This window comes from Neofamilia massiliensis, from assembly GCF_001299475.1.
Lineage (GTDB): Bacteria > Bacillota > Clostridia > Tissierellales > Peptoniphilaceae > Neofamilia > Neofamilia massiliensis.
Genome location: NZ_CYUJ01000002.1, coordinates 38,197 through 57,146 on the forward strand (window position 1 = coordinate 38,197; position 18,950 = coordinate 57,146).

Here is an 18,950-nt window from a genome sequence, read left to right on the forward strand (position 1 = left end):
AATGGCGTATGTACCAATACCAAAAGATTTGGACAAGATTAAAACAAAGGTTGCCTTTAACTTAACTAAAAGACAACTTATAGGTTTTTCTGTGGCAGGACTAATTGGCATACCAACCTATTTATTTATGAAGAAATATCTACCTAATGATGTTTCAATCATTGTAATGCTAATAGTAACCCTGCCGATCTTTTTTATAACCTTATATGAAAAAGACACTTTAACTTTTGAAAAGTATTTTAGATTTTTCTATCTTCATAAGTTTTATCAACCAACTAAGAGAATAAGAAAGGAGGCATACCTTGAAGCAAAGAAAAAAGCAAATCAGCGACTTAAATCTAAGGGAAAAACAATTAAAAAAAGACAGAAAGGAAGTAAGAAGGCTAAAAACAAAGAAAGAACCAACAAATAGTCTACTAAGTGTACTTTTAAAGAAAGAGAAAAAGAGATTTACTGTTGAGGATACAATTCCCTATATAAGAATGTTACCAGAGGGCATTTGCCAGTTAGATGAAAAAAATTATTCAAAGACAATTTCATTTCAAGATATAAATTACCAGTTGGCATTGGAAGAAGACAGAGATTTAATCTTTAACCAATTTGCCAACTTTTTAAATTCTTTTGATCCAAGTGTCCACATTGAACTTTCATATGTAAATCAATTAGGAAGAAATAGAGACCTACAAGATGCAATTAAAATTGCTGATAAGGGAGACTTCTATGACGATGTAAGAAAAGAGTTTAGGGAGATGTTAAAGCTTCAACTTGCAAAGGGCAATAACGGACTTAAAAAGATGAAGTATATAACCTTTACCACAGAAGCCGATAACCTAGAGCAAGCAAGAGCAAAGTTAAATAGACTTGAAGTAGATATTTTATCTAACTTTAAATCTATGGGAGTAAGAGCAGAAAGCCTTGATGGCGAAGAAAGATTAAGACTTGTTCACGATATGTTAAATCCAGACAAAAACTTTAATTTTTCATATAAAGATTTGAAGAAGAAAGAGTCTACAAAATCACATATAACTCCCAATATATTTAATTTTGCACCAGCAAATAATTTAAAATTTGGGAAATTCATCGGAGCAGTAAGCCATTTTCAAATACTTGCGAGTGAGTTATCAGATAGAATGTTATCTGAGTTTTTAGATATTGATGACAATATTTATGTAGCTTTTCATATAGATGTAGTTGAACAAGCAGAAGCTATTAAACTCATTAAGAGAAAAAACACAGACCTAGACAGAATGAAAATTGAAGAACAAAAGAAAGCAGTACGTGCTGGATATGATATGGATATTATTCCATCAGATATAAATACTTTTGGAGCTGATGTTAAGTCCATGTTATCTGACTTACAAAATAGAGATGAAAGGCTCTTTGTAGTTACCATAGTAATGATGAATTTTGCTAGGACTAATCAAAAATTAGAAAACACTATTGCACAAATCTCATCGATTGCAAACAGACATAATTGTCAGGTGAAAAGATTATCTCATCAACAAGAGCAAGGACTTGTTTCTGTCTTACCTTTAGGAGTTAATCAAGTCGAAATAAAAAGATTTTTAACTTCATCATCAACGGCAGTCTTTATGCCTTTTACAACAGAAGAATTATTTATTGATTCAGCAAATTCCTTGTATTATGGCTTAAACGCTCTTAGCCAAAACTTGATTATGGCAGATAGGAAGAAACTAAAGAACCCTAACGGACTAATATTAGGTACACCAGGTTCTGGTAAATCTTTCTCGGCAAAGAGAGAGATGGCAAATGCAATTCTTGTAACAGATGATGATGTAATTATTTGTGATCCTGAAGGCGAGTATTCAAATCTTGTAAAACAGTTTAATGGAGAAGTTATTAAAGTTTCAGCAAAATCAAAGGACTACCTAAATCCACTAGATATTAATATGAACTATGGAGATGGGGACGCGCCTTTAAAGGATAAGGCAAACTTCATAATGTCCATGCTTGAACTTGTAGTAGGAGGATCTGGTCTTACTGCTGCAGAAAAATCTGTTATAGATAGGTGTTTACCAAAGATATATCAAAAATATTTTGAAGACCCAAAACCAGAAAATATGCCAATATTAGGAGATTTATACGATATGCTCCTATCTCAAGAAGAGGGAGTTGGTAGGAAGCTCGCAACAGAAATGGAAATTTATGTTAAAGGAAGTCTTAATGTCTTTAATAATAGGTCAAATGTTGATCTAAATAGGCAATTGCTCTGCTTTGATATAAAAGAGCTAGGAACACAACTTAAAAAAATAGGTATGCTTGTAATTCAAGACCAGGTTTGGAACAAGGTTTCCTTAAATAGAGGAAGCAAGTCCACAAGATACTATATAGACGAGTTCCACCTTTTATTAAAAGATCCACAAACTGCTTCATATTCAGTAGAAATCTGGAAAAGATTTAGAAAATGGGGTGGTATTCCAACAGGCATAACTCAAAACGTAAAAGACCTTTTAACAAGTCAGGAAATTGAAAATATCTTTGATAATACAGACTTTGTTCTAATGTTAAATCAAGCATCTGGAGATAGAGATATTCTTGCTAAGAAATTAAAAATATCGCCTTATCAGTTAAACTATATTACTAATTCAAACGCAGGGGAGGGACTATTATTCTTTGGAAATACTATTGTTCCCTTTATAGATAAATTCCCTAAAGACACTATGCTATATAAGCTAATGACAACTAAACCAGAAGAAGCTAAGTAGGTGTGATATGGATAAAAAACTAAAAAAAGATTTTCAAAAGAAAATTATACGAAATAGGGACGCTCCTGAAAAGAATATTGATAGTAAACTTGTTCATTCAGATGATTATACCAATAAGATAATTAAAACTAAGGATAGGTTCGGAGATAAAATTTCAGAAAAAGAATCTAAACTTATTCATGAGAATGTATTAGCTAAAGATCAAAAACAAGATAAACTAAAAGATTTTCAGAAGGCTAAAAACAAGGAAAGAATTAGAAAAGAAGTTTTAGATAATAAGGATACGGCTGAAGAAACAAAACAAGCTAATCTTGAAATAAGGACAGATGAAAGCTTTAAACTTGATGCAGAGTTAGATGTAGACTTCAAAAAAGTAAATTTTGACAGTGAAAACAGTAGAAATATTAATTCTAATAAACTAACAACAGATGATATTTCAGCTAACGCTCAACCAATAAGCAATAAGAAGCCATCAAGTAAAAGACAAGTTCTTAAAAATTATGAGGATAAACTTATCCATAGTAAGGATAAATTCCAAGACAAAATCAACGATAAAGAGTCTAAGCGAATCCATACAAGCGAAGATAAACCTATCGAAGCAAAGAAAAGCAATAGAATATATAGAAAAGATAAGCTTGTTAAAGATGAAGTAAGCAAGAACGAGAGTAATACTAATATCGATAAAAAGCAAAAGCAGAAACTTTATCAAGAAAAAAAGTTTAGAGATAAGGAAAAAATTTCTAATGAAATAGATATAGAAAAAAAGCTAAGTGAAGTTAATACAGATAAGAATTTTGATAATCCTGATCTTAAAGACAATAATCAAGAATTTATAAAAGATGAAAAGGAAACAAGCCTTAAATCTTCAGAACAAAAGAAAGTTAACAAAAAGAAGACTTACTACAAAAGAAAAAATTATGAAAGTGATAAATTCACTCGAAAGAAAATTGATGACTTAAAAAATGAATCTAAGAAAGGTACAAAGAAAGATTCTAAGAAAGCACAAGATGTTAAAGACTTTATCTCAGATAAAAAGATTGGAGAGCTTGAAAAGTCTAAAAGCAAGCTAAAGGATAATATCCTAAAAAACAAAACTAAAGGAAGTCTATCTTCTGGGGTTTTATTATCTGGAGCTAAGTCTTCAGAGTTAGTGAGAGATTATCTAAGTTCAGGATCTGACAATACTGGTGTAGAATCTGGAGAAAAGGCCGCTAATGTAAGTTCTAAACTCCAGCATGGAATAAGGAAGTATAAGTTAGACAAAAAGAAAAAGTCCTTAAAAAGGCTATCTAAACTCGATAAGAAAATAAAAAAGAGAAAAAGCAAGTTGGAGTTTAAAAGTGGCTTGGAAGATCTAAAAAAGTCAGAATCATATATAAAGAAAAATAGATTTAAGAAGTTTTACCAGAGAAAACAAATGAAGAGCATGATAGCTAAAAAGCACGAAACAAGACTGGTCGATAGAGTTAAAAAAGCTATTTTAAGTTTAGGTAAGGCTTCTAAAGAGCTAATAGTAAGAAAAAGCAAGATGGTTCTATTTCTAGTAATAGGACTAGGTCTTATGCTATCAATCATGATTGGTGGTGGAAGTGTTGGTATGAGTGGACTAAGCAACTCAGTAAACTCAGTAATGACAACAACATACCTATCACAAGATACAGTTTTAAGTGAAGTTAATCAAGAGTTTTCATCAATGGAGTATGACCTACAATCACAGATCGAAAGTGTAAAAGCAAGTCATCCTGGATATGACGAATATATCATAAATAAAGAAGGAGAAATTGGTCATAATACCCATGAACTTTTATCCTATATAACTTCAAGATGTGGAGAAGTAAAATCAGCATCTGAAGTAAAAGGAATTTTAAAGGAACTTTTCGATAAGATGTATAAGCTTGATTTTAAGGAAGAAATTGAAATTAGAACAAGAACAGTAGCAAGAACAAGATATGATAGTCGTGGTAATCCTTATACTAGCTATGAAAAAGAAGAGTACGAATATAAAAAGTTAATTGTAACTTTAAAGAAAAAAGAAATGGATGAAGTTGTTAGGGAAATATTTAAAGATTATCCAGACAATGTAGTTCATTATGAAGCTCTTCTTGAAGCTAAGGGGAATATGGGAGATGTTTTTGGATCAGGTAATGGCGACTTAGGAGAAATAGTAGACAATCCAAACTTTGGAAATCCTGGTCTTGCTTTTGATTCTGAAACTGCCAAAGCTTTATTTAATGAAGCAGAAAAACATATAGGCAAAAGATATGTGTTTGGAGCAAGTGGACCATCTAACTTTGACTGTTCAGGTTTTGTATGTTGGTCATTTACAAAGTCTGGTGTAAAGAGTATGCCAAGAACAACTGCATGGAGAATATACAAAGACTATTGTAATCCAGTAAGTCCAAGTGAAGCTCAACCTGGAGATATTATATTTTTTCACTCAACATATAACAGTGGAACACCAATATCTCACGTAGGAATATACGCAGGTAATGGAATGATGATTCACGCAGGAGATCCAATTCAATACACATCAATAAATTCAAAATATTGGAAATCACACTTTTATGGTTTTGGAAGACCAAGATAGAAAGGAGATATTATGTGAATAGAAAACTTATTAGTATTAGGAACAAAAAGAAAAAAATAGAAGAGAAATTAAACGATTTAAATGCAAAATATAAGGAAATTTGCGATGAAGAAATACAAGTTGAAAATGAAGAAATCATTGTAACTCTTAGGAGGAACAATATTAGCTTGGAAGAATTAATGGAGAAAATTAATGATAGAAAAAGAGAAGAAAAATTAAAAGAAAAGGAGAACATTCATAATGAAGAAATTTAATACGAACAGACTAAGAGCCTTTTTTATGGCTCTTTTATTAGTTTTAACATCAACCTCAACTACTAATGTACTAGCTAAAGCTGATGATACAGATGGCAGTAAAAAAGTGATAGAAAGTTCTATTAGTAAAATTAGTGATTTAGAAAATCAGATCAAAGACTTAAATGATAAGAAACAAGAAGACCAATCAAAGATAGATGAATTAAAGGAAAAGTTAGAATCTTGCAAAGATAATGGGGAGAAACTAAAACAAGAAAAAGCTAAGCTAGAAGAAGAGATTAGAGATAAAGACAATAAGATAGCTCAATTGAATAAAGAAATTGAGGATCTTAAAAACTCTAACAATGATGAACTAGTAGCAGAAATTACTCAGCTTAAAGATGAATTAAAAAGATTACAAGATGAAAATGAAAAACTAAAAGAAGATTATTCATCTACAAAATGGGAGTTAGAAGCTGAGAAAGAGAATACCGATAAAAACGAAAATAAAATCAAAGAAATGCAAGAAAAGCTCGAGTCTTTAGAAGGAGAACTTGCAAAGAAGACTAAAGAAATTGAGGATAAAGACAATAGAATTAAGGACTTAGAAAAAGCCCTTGATGAAAAAGATACTAAGATAAAAGACCTAGAGTCTAAAAAGAAAGAGATAGAAAAGACTAAGTCAGAATGCTGTAAGAAAATTGAAGAGCTTCAAAAGGCTATTGATAGTTTAAAAGAATCTTCTGAAAAGACTAAAAAAGAATTAGAAGATAAGATTAAAGAACTAGAAGAAAAACAAAAATCTTCTGATGAAGAAATTAAAAAGCTAAAAAAAGAGTTAGATAAGAAAATTGAAGAAGCAAAGAAGTTAATCGAGGAAGCAAATAAAAAATCGAAAGAAGAACTTGAAAAGCAAGCTAAAGATGAAAAAGATAAAAATCTAAATCAAGACTTATCTAAAAAATTAGATGAACTTCTAAAACTCCAAAAAGAAAACAAAGAAAAGAAAGAAGATAAGAAATCTCAAGATAAGAAGTGGGATGAACTTTTGAAAGCTGATGACAAGAATATCCTAAATCAATTTGATCTTAACAAGATGAAAGAGCAAGAGGAACAACATGACAAAAAACAAGTTAAAGATGAAAAAGAATTTGCAGTTTTTCAAGTAGACAAAAACTTCTATAACATTATCAACAAAGATGGTAAGACAACAGTCTATATGGATGTAAAAGCTTATGTAGATCAAGGAAGAACTATGATTCCAGTAAGATATATTGCTTATACTCTAGGTTTTAATGTTGAGTATGACAACTCTACTCGTGAAGCTATTTTCTCAAATAAAGAGAATAATATCTTAGCTAAAAAGACATTAAGACTAAATATTGATACTGGTATTATGAAAGATTCAGATGGAAAGGTCTACAACTCAGATGTTAAGCCAGTGATTATAAATGGAAGAATTCATGCTTCAATTTCAAATATTGCTAAAGCTTTTGGAGCAAGTCATGGAGATATTAAAGATGGTAAAAACCAAACAATAGAATGGGATAATGCTAGAAAAGCAGTCTATGTATTTAAAAATGTAAAATAAGAAAGGATAGAAAAATGAATAAGAGCATTAAACGAGGAGTAGCCATAGCGTTACTCCTTTTTACATTTACAGTACCAGCAACTACATTTGCGATGACAAATGAAGGACAAATAGAGAATCAAAAGGAATCAATCTATGAACCACAAAAAGAAGAATTTGAAAAAATATTGAAAGATGATGTTTTTACACCGTCAAAAGAAGAAATTCCTTATCAAGATGTTCCAAGAATACCAGGAAATACAAGTGAAGCAAATAAGCCTTCAAATAATCCTCCTAAGAAAACACCACTTGTAAAAGGTGGTAATACTAAGGCAGTAAATAATCTTGCGACTGGGGAAAATAAGGCAAGAGGTTCAGTAATTGAAAATGTAGATAGGAATGGAAAAGATATTACACCAAGTGGAGATACAGAAAAAGATAAAGAAAATCCAGTAGATGTTAGACAATTTTTAACATTTCAAACTAAAAGTGGAAAAACTATGCACCTAATAGTGGATCACTCATCAAATCAAGATAATGTAAGATTATTAACAGAAGTAGGAGAGCAAGACCTACTTAATATGATTGAATCAGAAGATAAAAATACTATAAAGGTTGAAGAGCCTAAGAAAGAAGAAGTAAAAAAAGAAGAACCTAAAACTGTTCCAGTAAAAGAAGAAAAGAAAAGCGGGATAGGCTCATTTTTAATTGTTGCACTTGTAATTGGAGGAGTTATAGGAGCAGGATATTATTTTAAGGTAGTCAAAGCCAAGGAAGATAAAATGTTGGAAGACTTTGAAGAAGATGATGAGGATTATATTAGTGAGTCAGAAGATGAATCTGATGATGAAGAAAGTCATGAAGAATCTTTAGATGATGAAGACGATGAACTATTATAAGGATATTAAATTTAAGTACAATTGAATTTTTGTCACGGATATGATACAATATCCGTGACAAAGGAGAATTGTAATGAGTTCATATATGGAAATAATATCAGATAAAATAAATGATTTTGACTCACATAAAGTGTTTTTTGCAAATGACTTTTTAGATATTGCATCTAATGCTACGGTTAGACAGATATTAAAAAGATTAGCAGATGAAAGAAAAATTCAGCGTATCATTGATGGTTTCTATTACAATCCAAGATACAGTGAATTAATTGGAGAGTACGAAGCAGTATCAATTCACGAGTTAGCACTTGCCATAGCAAGAAAATACAATTGGAATATTGCACCATATAATAGTACAGCCTTAAACTTATTAGGACTTTCTACACAAGTTCCAACTCACTATAAATATATATCTAGTGGAAGATACAAAGAATATAAAATCGGAGATACCATTTTAGAGTTTAAAAAAGTAAATCCAGGAGAAATTGCCAATATGTCTTTGAAGACAGCGACAGTTATTCAAGCAATTAAGTCTTTAGGTAAAGAAAATATAACCAACGAAGTTATACAAAAGATAAGAGAAAACTTAAGTGAAAAAGAAAGAAAAGACTTAATGAATGAGTCAAAATCAGTTCCATCATGGATATATGAAGTGATAAGAGAAATTTCTGAGGGCAAAAATGAATAAGTTTTATATAGAAAACAAAGAAGACTTAAGAGTTTTAATAGTCAATACTGCAAGAAAGAAAAATATATCTGAAGCAGTCATTGAAAAAGACTATTGGGTTACTTTTATCTTAGATTATCTATTTAATGAAAATAAATGGAAAGAATATTTAACCTTTAAGGGTGGCACATCACTTTCAAAATGTTTTGGACTCATTGAAAGATTTTCTGAAGATATAGATCTAATCTTAGATTGGCGATTATTAGGATATGAAGAAAGAGAACCATGGATTGAAAGGTCAAATACCAAGCAAGATAAATTCAATAAAGAAGTTAACGAAAATACAGAACTGTTTTTAAGAGATGAATTTTTGAAAATTTTAGAACAAGATTTAAAGAGCGTAGACTTTGAATTTTCAATAGATAAAATAGATCCACAAACAATTCTGTGTAAATATCCTAAAATCTTTGAATCTAATTATTTGACACAAAATATAAGGCTTGAAATAGGAAGCCTTGCAGCATGGACACCTGCAATCGATGTTGAAATATTACCAATAATTAGTGAAGCATATCCAAATGTATTTAAAGAAAAAACTAATATAAGAACAGTCTCAGCAGAGAGAACCTTTTGGGAAAAGGCAACTATACTTCATCATGAAGCGAATAGACCAGAAGCTTCTCCTATGCCCCATAGGTATGCAAGACACTTTTATGACTTATATAAAATAGCAAATTCAGATTTTAAAAACAAAGCCTTAGAGGATAAAGAATTACTAAAGAAAGTGACTGAATTTAAAATGAAATTCTACCCTAGAAAGTGGGCAAGGTATGAAGATGCATTAAATGGTAGATTGAAGTTAGTTCCAAGAGAGTTTCGATTTTCTGAAATAGAAAAAGATTATAAGGCTATGGAAGAAATGATATATGGAGAATATCCAAAATTTGATGAAATTATAAAAGTTCTTAAAGAACTAGAAAAAGAAATTAATAAGTAATAGAATTCTCCCGAAAATAATACGATATTCGGGAGAAATACTTTGAGCGAGAGATAAATCTTTCGCTCTTTTTTTATTTATGGAGGTATTAATGAAGTTAGTAATAGCAGAGAAACCAAGTGTAGCAGTTACAATTGCAAAAGTAATTGGAGCAAGAACAAGAAAAAACGGATATTATGAGGGAGGTGGATACATTGTTTCCTGGTGTGTAGGTCATTTAATTCAAATGGCAAGTCCAGAAAGACACGACGAAAAATGGAAGAAATGGACAATAGACACTCTTCCTATAATTCCAGAAGAATATATTTATGAAGTATCTAAAAGCACTAAGAAACAATATGGAGTTTTAAAGAAACTTTTAAACGATAAGAACATCGACACAGTTATAAATGCTTGTGATGCTGGAAGAGAGGGAGAACTTATGTTTAGGCTCGTATATAAACAAGCTAAAAGTAAGAAGAAGATTCAAAGACTTAGGATATCTTCAATGGAAAACAAGGCTATTGAAGATGGATTTAGAAATCTTAAAGACGGAGAAAACTTTGAAGAATTATATAGATCAGGAAGTGCAAGAGCAATTCCGTATTGGCTGGTGGGAGTGACTCTAACTCGGCTTTATTCTTGCATTTACAAGGAAACACATTCAGTTGGTAGAGTACAAACACCAACTTTATATCTAATAGCTAAAAGGGATAGTGAAATAAACCTATTTAAGAAGCAAAAATATTATACAGTTGACCTATCTTATGGAGAATTAAAACTTGTATCTGATAGGATTGATAAAATTGAAGTTGCAGAGCAACTTTTAAATCTACTAGAAGATGAAATAGTTATTACAGAGGTAGAAGATAAAGAAATAAGCACAAAACCAGATAAGCCTTATGATCTCACTACCTTACAAAGAGAAGCAAATAAATATTTTGGATATTCAGCAAAAGATACTTTAAACCTGGCACAAAGTTTGTATGAAAAGAAGCTAATCACATACCCAAGAACAGATAGTAGGTATTTAACCGATGATATGGTTACTACTATGAAAGAATTATTGGAAGGACTTGAAGAAGATTTTAAAATCAATGAATCAAACTTTAAGTCTATTTTTAATTCATCTAAAGTTACAGACCACTATGCAATTATTCCTACTATATCAGGTATTGGAAAAGCCAAAGATTTAACTGATAAAGAAAGTAAAATCTATAATCTAATTAAGGATAAATTACTTGCTTCATGTTCGGATAACTTAAAGGAATCTAGTAGAAAAATCAGATATGAATATGATAAATTTAACTTCAATGCAAGTGGCAAGACTATAATCGATGAAGGTTATACCAAGTATCTAAAGAGCTATGGAAAAGAAAAACAAAAAAATGAATTACCAGATATAAAGACTGGAGATAAAATTAAGCTAACTTCTAAAAATATATCGGAGAAATTCACCAAAGCCCCAAGTCATTATAATGAAGATACACTTTTAAAGACTATGGAGAATGCAGGAGTAGAATCTTTGGATAAAGCTATAGAAGTAGAAAGAAAAGGCTTAGGAACACCAGCTACAAGAGCAGGAATTATCGAAAATCTTATCCATAAGGATCTTATAAGAAGAGATAAGAAAAATCTACTTGTAACAGAAAAAGGCAATAGACTTGTATCGATTGTAGAGGATAAGTTTAAATCAGCAGAAACAACATCTGAATGGGAAATGAAACTTGCAAAGATTAGCTCTGGCGAAGTTGATAAAGAAGACTTTTTAAGAGAAATAGAAGATAGTATAAAGGAGCTTGTAGATAGGTACAAGAATAATCTAAATGAATAAGGTAAAAATATTAGAGCTTTTCGGCGGCATAGGTGCTATTAGAAAGGCTTTTATTAATTTAAAGATACCTTATGAAGTTGTTGATTATGTAGAAATAGATAAGGCTTGTGTTAAATCATATAATGAACTTTATGGAGAAGATTATAAGCCAAAATCAGTAGTAGGATATAAAGTACCTAATGAGAATATAGACTTAATAATGCATGGAAGTCCTTGCCAAGACTTTTCAAGAATTGGAAAAAAGCAGGGAGGAGTGAAAAACTCAGGCACTAGATCAAGCTTACTATTTGAAACAATTAGAATAATCAAAGAAATGAAAGATAAACCTAAATGGATAATTTGGGAAAATGTAAAGGGAGTCCTTGATAGAAATATGAGGGACTCCTTTTTTATTTATCTAAAAGAGCTAGAAAACCTTGGATATGAAAGCAAATATGAAATCTTAAATGCAATGGACTTTGGGATACCTCAAAAAAGAGAAAGGATATTTGTTGTTTCATGTCTTGGAGCAAATAACTTTTCTTTTAATAAATTGGAGAGGAAAGAAACTAGACCACTAAGTGAATTTTTAGAAAAGGATGTAAGTGAACTTTACACAATGACTCAACCTTATATGCTCAAATTTTTAAATAAAGGCATAGATAATACTTTTAGAGGGCGACTCAAAGTAATTAAAGATTTTTCTTATACTATTTCTACAAAACAAATGAGAGTACCCAATTCTGGAATAATAGATATTGGAAATGGTCAGTATAGGTATTTAACAGAAAGAGAATGCCTAAGACTAATGGGTTTTGATGATAGTGATATTAACAAACTAGAAGAAGCACATCCAAGAAGAAAAAATTGTGCCTCAAGCAAACTATATAAGCAGGCCGGCAATTCTATTGTGGTTGATGTTTTAATGGCTATTATAAAAGAAATTCATAGAATGGAGGTAGAAAATGCAAGTAAATGATTTTAAGAATATACAAGAAACTATAAAGTATGAAGTTTTGCAAGATGAAAAAGAATATTTAAAACTCTTAAAAGCTATAGGTAATAATCAGAAATATGATTTTTCCAGCCAACTAAGTATATACAACAAAGAACCTGAAGCTAGAGCTTGTGCGACATTTGATATGTGGAAGAAATATTTTGGCAGAGTTGTTATGAGAAGTCAAAAGGGTATTCCAATTTTAGTTGGAAGTGATGTAAATCAAAGAATTTCATATATTTTTGATATTAGTCAGACCACATCAATGGATAGGAATATTAATGAGGTTAGCTTATGGCAGTTTGACCATGAAAACCATAACGAGGCTTTAAAAGAAATAATAAGAGATTCTTCATTTGAGGCTAGTGATTCACTAAACGAAAACATATTTTCTTTAAGTCGAATTTATGGAGATGAATATATTAACTTGGCTCTTGCTGATTTGAGAATAGATATAGAGGATAGACTTAGTTTTGAAAAGTTTATGAGAGACTCAATATCCTATGCGGTAGCTAATAGGTTTAATACAGTCTATCCTATGGATATGGAAAATTTAAAAAATAATTTTTCTAGGATTAATACAATTTCTTTAGAACAGATAGGTCTTGTAATATCAAGGGTTAGCGAAGATATTATAGATAGAACAATAGAAAAATCTAAGGAAATGGATCGAGCTAGGCTGCTGACAGAAAGGGCCGGTGGCGACTATAATAGAGATATAGAAAATATAAATGAAGATAGAGGAGGTCAAGATGATTTATATAGACGAGATGATAGGTCAACAAGTAGAGATGGACGAGTTTTCACAGATGGAAGCGACAGAGGAAATAGCAATGAAGATCGAAGAGAAAACCTTGGACATGATGGAGAAGGATCTGGAATTTATGGAGAAATTTCCGAATCCGACATACGCAGTTCTAAGACTATCTTATCTAGTAGGGAGCGAGGACATGGAGAACTGGAAGAAACTGCAGGAAATGTACGAGGAGAAAACACTTTTGAACCATATGAAGGAAATTCAGAATCAGGCAGTGGACTTTATCAAGAGAGAAAAAGTCAAAATGATGAAAGCACAAGGATTGACAGAGAAGATGATGAGAGAGAATCCACAGGAATACCAAGGACAGATGAACAACTTGATGGCAACAGTGAAGAGAATAGCAATCAAGGAATACGTGGAAGCTTAGAAAATGAAATAAGCCAAGAAAAGGAAGCTGATGAAGCTTCTTTTTTTGATGGCAACGACATTGAAAAAAGAAAAGACTACTGGATTGTAGAATTTAATGAAAACCACGAATTAGTTCCCGATTATAGTGGGCAGATAGTAACTAAAGACTTAATCAATATCCTAAGACAAAAGGATATAGATGTTAAAGACCATAATCAAACTCATGGAGAAAATGAATTTGGAGAAATGACTGATGATTATATCGGATATTTCAAATTCTATTTTGACCACTATGTAGACGGAGAAGTTGTCGAGCATTATAGGATTGACCTTGGTGATGGTGAAGAAGTAAATGAGCGTGAATTTTCATATTTAGAAGAACAAGTTGCACTAAGCGAGGAAAAATCTTTACAAGAAGAAGTTAAGGAAAATATAGAGCCTAAATTTAAGATAGGTGATCAGGTTAGATATAAAGGTAAGGACTTTACTATTACAGATTTTGATGAACTAAGTGGAGGACTTAAAACTGTCACTATCAGAGATAATATGGAATATATGGGAGGTATGATTAGGGGTTCGGAAGTAATTCCATATAGAAACGATTCATACCTTGAAGAAATCTTTGAAAATCTAAGTCAAACATCAGAAAAACTAGCAGTAAAAGTTGGAAAAGAATTTATTTTAGAAGATGAGAATACCTTTGATGGAATTAACTTAATTGAAACTGGAACTAAAGTAGAAGTTAATGGAGAACAATATCCTTTATTTAAGGGTGAAACATTTGAAGAAAGTAGGAAAATTGATGACCTTTTAGATAGTGGAAATTATGAGATATACAAATTATCTGAACATGAAAATCAAATTGGAACAGAAGTAGAGCAAGAAAGCTTTATTGATAACTACAATCCTGAAATTGACCAAATGATGGATAGGTATGATGTCCCAAGGGAAGCAGCCGAAAACTTATTGAGGGGTAAAGAGGATTTAAAAAATCTAGGCTATGAACCTAATAAGGAAAGGCTAAGCTTTGCTAGAAATTATGACTTGAAAAATCATATCTACTCAGAATACCTAACACCATCAGAAAAGCTAGATAAAAATATAAAAGCTATTAAAATGCTAAAAAGACTTGAAAATGAAAACAGGAGTCCAAGAGAGTATGAACAAGCCTATCTTGCTGACTATCTAGGTTGGGGAGGTCTTGCCGATGTCTTTGATGAAGAAAAGGGAGGTCAATGGCTCGAAGCAAGAAATATTTTAAAAGAAAATCTAACAAATGAAGAGTATTTGAATGCTAAAGAGTCTACTTTAACATCCTTTTATACACATAGAGAGGTAATGGATGGAATATATAAGACTCTAACAGATATGGGTTTTAAGATTGGGAATATCCTTGAACCATCTGCAGGGGTCGGTAATTTTATTGGTAATATGCCAAGTGAAATAAAAGGCTCTAAAGTATATGGAGTAGAAAAAGATAGTCTAAGCGGAAGAATAGCAAGAGAACTTTATCCTGAAGCTAATATTCAAATTAAAGGCTTTGAAGAAACAAACTTCTCAAATAACTTTTTCGATTTAGTTATAGGAAATGTTCCCTTTGGAGATTTTAAAGTTAACGATCGTGAATATAACAGAAATAACTTTCTGATTCACGATTATTTTTTTGCAAAGTCAATAGATAAGGTTAGGAATGGAGGAATTATTGCCTTCATAACTTCATCTGGAACTATGGATAAAAAAGATGAATCTGTTAGAAAATATATTAATGCAAGATGTGAGTTTTTAGGAGCTATGAGGCTTCCTAATACAACATTTAAAGGACTTGCTGGTACAGAAGTTACTTCAGATATTATTTTTCTAAAGAAGAGAGACTCAGTTATAGAAAGAGATGACGATTGGATTCATCTAGGAACTGATAAAAAGGGTTTAACTTACAATAAATATTTTGTAGATAATCCTCAAATGGTATTAGGGGATATGAAAGAAGTATCTGGAAGATTTGGAAATACAATTACTTGTGATGAAAAAGAAGACGAAAAGTTAAAAGATTTAATGGATCTTGCAAGTAAGGAAATATCTTCAAATTCAAAATATGAAGAGGTCGAACTATTGGAAGATGAAGAATTAAGTCTTCCAGCGACAGATGATGTTAAGAATTTTTCCTATACCATTATTGATGAAGAGGTCTACCTAAGAGAAAACTCAGTCTTAATTAAGCAGAATATATCAGATAAAAATAAAGAAAAGATAAAAGATTATCTTGATGTAATGAATGCTTTGAAAGATGTAATAGAAAAACAAAAGGACGATTTTTCTGATGAAGAAATAAAAGAGTCACAAGCAAAGTTAAATGAAGTCTATGATAACTTTTCAAAGAAACATGGCTTTATTAACTCCTTATCAAACACTAGAGCCTTAAAGGAAGACTCAAACTTTCCTTTGGTATCATCAATAGAAATACTTGATGATGAGGATAATTTCAAAGCTAAGAGTGATATATTTTCAAAAAGAACAATAACAAAGGCAAAAGTAGTAGACCATGTAGATACTTCCCTTGAAGCCTTAGTCTTATCAGTTTCACAAAAGGGATATGTAGACTTTGAATATATGGAATCTATAACAAGTAAAGATAGGAACACCTTAATTGGTGAGCTTGAGGGCGAGATATTTTTAGATATTAAGGATACAGACCTAATAAATAACAGAATGCCCTTTGAAAACTTTAACAATGATGATCCCTTTCATTTTTCATATGTATCAGCTGATGAATATTTAAGTGGCAATATTAGAGAAAAGATTGGTTACCTCAATTCATATATCGGAGAAATTGAAAATGTAATAGATTTAGCACCTTCTGAAAAGAAAGACACATTATTAAACGAGTTAGGCAAACTCAAATATCAAAGAGAAAAATTACAAGAAGTTATGCCTGAAGAACTCACTGCTTCTGATATAAATGTAAGGTTAGGAGCAACCTGGATACCTCAAAAAGATATAGAAGACTTTACTTTTAACCTTTTAAAAACACCAGGTTATGATAGGTGGAATATAAATGTTAGGTTCTCGCCACACTCAAGTGAATGGAATATTGAGGGTAAAAGTGTTGACTCAACTAATGACCTTGCTAACATGACTTATGGTACAAGTAGAGTGAATGCCTATAAGCTAATTGAAAATGCCCTTAATCTAAAAGATACAAAGGTATTTGACCAAGTAATAAATGATGATGGTTCTAAGACTTCTGTATTAAACAAAAAAGAAACTATGCTTGCAAGTCAAAAGCAAGAACTGATTAAAGAAGAATTTAAGAATTGGATATTTGAAGATCCTGATAGAAGATATAGGCTAGAAAAGATTTATAATGAAAAATTCAACTCAATTAGAAATAGAGAATTTGATGGTTCTAACTTAACATTTGATGGAATGAATACAGAAATCAGACTTCGAGAGCATCAAAAAAACGCCATAGCAAGAACTCTTTATGGTGGAAATACACTACTTGCCCATGTAGTAGGAGCAGGAAAAACTTTTGAAATGGTAGCTTCTGCTATGGAATCTAAAAAGTTAGGACTTGCAAGTAAATCATTATTTGTAGTTCCTAACCATCTAACTACTCAAATTGGTAGGGAGTTTATGCAATTATATCCGTCAGCAAACATTATGGTGGCCGATAAAAAAGACTTTCAACCGAAAAATAGAAAAAGATTTATTGGAAGGATTGCAACAGGAGAATATGACGCAGTCATCATAGGACACTCTCAATTTGAAAAAATACCAATGTCTAAGGAATACCAAGTTAGACATATACAAGACCAAATAGACGATATAGTTTCCTTTATTGATGAGAACAAAAGAAATAGAGGGGAAAATTTCACAGTAAAACAACTGGAAAAGACAAAGAAGAAACTCTTGGTAAGACTTGAAAAACTAACTGATGACTTTAAAAAAGATGATGTAATAACCTTTGAAGAACTAGGAGTAGATAAGTTATTTATAGACGAAGCTCATAATTACAAAAACCTATTTTTGCATACAAAGATGAGAAATGTTGCGGGTATCGGTCAGAGTGAAGCCTTTAAGTCTTCGGATATGTATATGAAATGTAGGTATATGGATGAAATGACAGATGGAAAGGGAGTTGTATTTGCTACTGGTACACCAATATCAAATTCAATGACAGAGCTTTATACCATGCAAAGATACCTTCAATATGACGATTTAAAGGCAAGAGGATTAGAACATTTTGACGCTTGGGCTTCTACTTTTGGAGAAACAGAAAACACCTTTGAGTTATCTCCAGAAGGTACTGGATATAGGCAAAAGACAAGATTTTCAAAGTTTTATAATTTGCCAGAGTTGATGTCTATGTTTAAAGAAGTAGCAGATATAAAGACTTCAGATATGTTAAATTTGCCAGTACCAGAAGCAAATTTTGAAGTTATTAAAACAAAACCTACTGAGGAACAAAAAGAAATATTAGAAGCCATTTCAGAAAGAGCTGATGCGGTTAGAAATAACCAAGTAGAGCCAACAGAAGATAATATGCTAAAGATTACAAATGATGGCAAAAAACTTGCCCTAGACCAAAGATTAATAAACCCACTACTTCCCGATGATCCTAATTCAAAGGTTAATGTATGCGTTAAAAATATCTTTTCGATCTGGGATAAGACAAAAGAAAATTCATCGACCCAATTAGTATTTTCGGATATGTCCACACCAAAAGGAGATGGAGAATTTAATATCTATGATGATATTAGAAATAAGCTAGTGAATATGGGAATACCTAAAGAAGAAATAGCCTTTATTCACGAAGCAGATACAGACAAACAAAAAGATGAATTGTTCTCTAAGGTAAGAAGAGGAGAAGTAAGAGTATTATTAGGCTCTACTCAAAAAATGGGAGCAGGTACAAATGTACAAAATAAGCTAATAGCCTTACACGATTTAGACGTCCCTTGGAGACCGTCTGACCTAGAGCAAAGAAGTGGTAGAATTGTTCGTCAAGGTAATGAAAATGATAAAGTCAATATCTTTAGATATGTAACAGAGAATACATTTGATTCTTATTTGTGGGTGCGACATGAAGTCGCTTAATTTAACTGTTTGGCAAAATGACCAAACCAACTGTTCCGTTAGTTGAGCCGAGTATCGACTGCACTTAGGTGTGGTAAGCCGATATTAAAGTAGCCCTACTTGAGGTAAAACCGTGAGGGAATACCGAAACTGCTAGCAACAAGGTGGTTAGGGAGCGAGGCTTGATAATATGGCTAACATATGTGAACTACTGATAAATGTCGTTAAGGCGAACAGGCTA

General features: G+C 31.5%; 11 protein-coding genes. All 11 read left to right on the forward strand.

Annotated elements, in window-relative coordinates:
* Position 1: 1 nt before the first annotated feature.
* The 11 genes from BN2667_RS00200 (at position 2) to BN2667_RS09490 (ending at position 18,730) form a co-directional block, all read left to right on the forward strand.
* Positions 2–412 carry a PrgI family protein gene (locus tag BN2667_RS00200; RefSeq protein WP_053308424.1) on the forward strand — a complete coding sequence of 137 codons (411 nt, stop codon included), beginning with the start codon at positions 2–4 and terminating at the stop codon, positions 410–412.
* Positions 324–2,726 carry a VirB4-like conjugal transfer ATPase, CD1110 family gene (locus BN2667_RS00205; RefSeq protein ID WP_461786639.1) on the forward strand — a complete coding sequence of 801 codons (2,403 nt, stop codon included), beginning with the start codon at positions 324–326 and terminating at the stop codon, positions 2,724–2,726. Before BN2667_RS00200 ends, BN2667_RS00205 begins: the two co-directional genes overlap by 89 nt.
* 7 nt (positions 2,727–2,733) lie before the next feature.
* Positions 2,734–5,313, forward strand: coding sequence for a C40 family peptidase (locus BN2667_RS00210; protein WP_054251343.1), 2,580 nt, complete (start codon positions 2,734–2,736; stop codon positions 5,311–5,313).
* A 14-nt stretch (positions 5,314–5,327) separates the two neighbouring features.
* The gene (locus BN2667_RS00215) at positions 5,328–5,567 is read left to right on the forward strand and encodes a hypothetical protein (protein WP_054251344.1); all 240 of its coding nucleotides are present in this window, start codon (positions 5,328–5,330) and stop codon (positions 5,565–5,567) included.
* Positions 5,554–7,137 carry a copper amine oxidase N-terminal domain-containing protein gene (locus BN2667_RS00220; protein ID WP_054251345.1) on the forward strand — a complete coding sequence of 528 codons (1,584 nt, stop codon included), beginning with the start codon at positions 5,554–5,556 and terminating at the stop codon, positions 7,135–7,137. Before BN2667_RS00215 ends, BN2667_RS00220 begins: the two co-directional genes overlap by 14 nt.
* 14 nt (positions 7,138–7,151) lie before the next feature.
* Positions 7,152–8,015: a CD1107 family mobile element protein gene (locus tag BN2667_RS00225; RefSeq protein ID WP_054251346.1), complete on the forward strand. Its 864-nt coding sequence runs from the start codon at positions 7,152–7,154 to the stop codon at positions 8,013–8,015.
* A gap of 73 nt (positions 8,016–8,088) precedes the next feature.
* Positions 8,089–8,700, forward strand: a complete 612-nt coding sequence (locus BN2667_RS00230) for a DUF6088 family protein (RefSeq protein WP_054251347.1) — start codon at positions 8,089–8,091, stop codon at positions 8,698–8,700.
* Positions 8,693–9,676, forward strand: a complete 984-nt coding sequence (locus BN2667_RS00235; protein ID WP_002841134.1) for a nucleotidyl transferase AbiEii/AbiGii toxin family protein — start codon at positions 8,693–8,695, stop codon at positions 9,674–9,676. Before BN2667_RS00230 ends, BN2667_RS00235 begins: the two co-directional genes overlap by 8 nt.
* Positions 9,677–9,767: 91 nt before the next feature.
* On the forward strand, positions 9,768–11,489 hold the full coding sequence (gene topB, locus BN2667_RS00240; RefSeq protein WP_054251348.1) for a DNA topoisomerase III: 1,722 nt from the start codon (positions 9,768–9,770) through the stop codon (positions 11,487–11,489).
* Positions 11,482–12,447, forward strand: a complete 966-nt coding sequence (locus BN2667_RS00245; RefSeq protein WP_054251349.1) for a DNA cytosine methyltransferase — start codon at positions 11,482–11,484, stop codon at positions 12,445–12,447. The genes topB and BN2667_RS00245 overlap by 8 nt, the downstream gene beginning before the upstream one ends.
* Positions 12,434–18,730, forward strand: a complete 6,297-nt coding sequence (locus BN2667_RS09490; protein ID WP_054251350.1) for a helicase-related protein — start codon at positions 12,434–12,436, stop codon at positions 18,728–18,730. The genes BN2667_RS00245 and BN2667_RS09490 overlap by 14 nt, the downstream gene beginning before the upstream one ends.
* Positions 18,731–18,950: the final 220 nt, after the last annotated feature.

Bases quoted from the DNA above. Each gene is read 5' to 3' on its own strand.
- BN2667_RS00245 (WP_054251349.1), top strand. From the start codon at position 11,482: ATGAATAAGGTAAAAATATTAGAGCTTTTCGGCGGCATAGGTGCTATT.
- BN2667_RS09490 (WP_054251350.1), top strand. From the start codon at position 12,434: ATGCAAGTAAATGATTTTAAGAATATACAAGAAACTATAAAGTATGAA.
- topB (WP_054251348.1), top strand. From the start codon at position 9,768: ATGAAGTTAGTAATAGCAGAGAAACCAAGTGTAGCAGTTACAATTGCA.
- BN2667_RS00220 (WP_054251345.1), top strand. From the start codon at position 5,554: ATGAAGAAATTTAATACGAACAGACTAAGAGCCTTTTTTATGGCTCTT.
- BN2667_RS00210 (WP_054251343.1), top strand. From the start codon at position 2,734: ATGGATAAAAAACTAAAAAAAGATTTTCAAAAGAAAATTATACGAAAT.
- BN2667_RS00230 (WP_054251347.1), top strand. From the start codon at position 8,089: ATGAGTTCATATATGGAAATAATATCAGATAAAATAAATGATTTTGAC.
- BN2667_RS00225 (WP_054251346.1), top strand. From the start codon at position 7,152: ATGAATAAGAGCATTAAACGAGGAGTAGCCATAGCGTTACTCCTTTTT.
- BN2667_RS00235 (WP_002841134.1), top strand. From the start codon at position 8,693: ATGAATAAGTTTTATATAGAAAACAAAGAAGACTTAAGAGTTTTAATA.
- BN2667_RS00200 (WP_053308424.1), top strand. From the start codon at position 2: ATGGCGTATGTACCAATACCAAAAGATTTGGACAAGATTAAAACAAAG.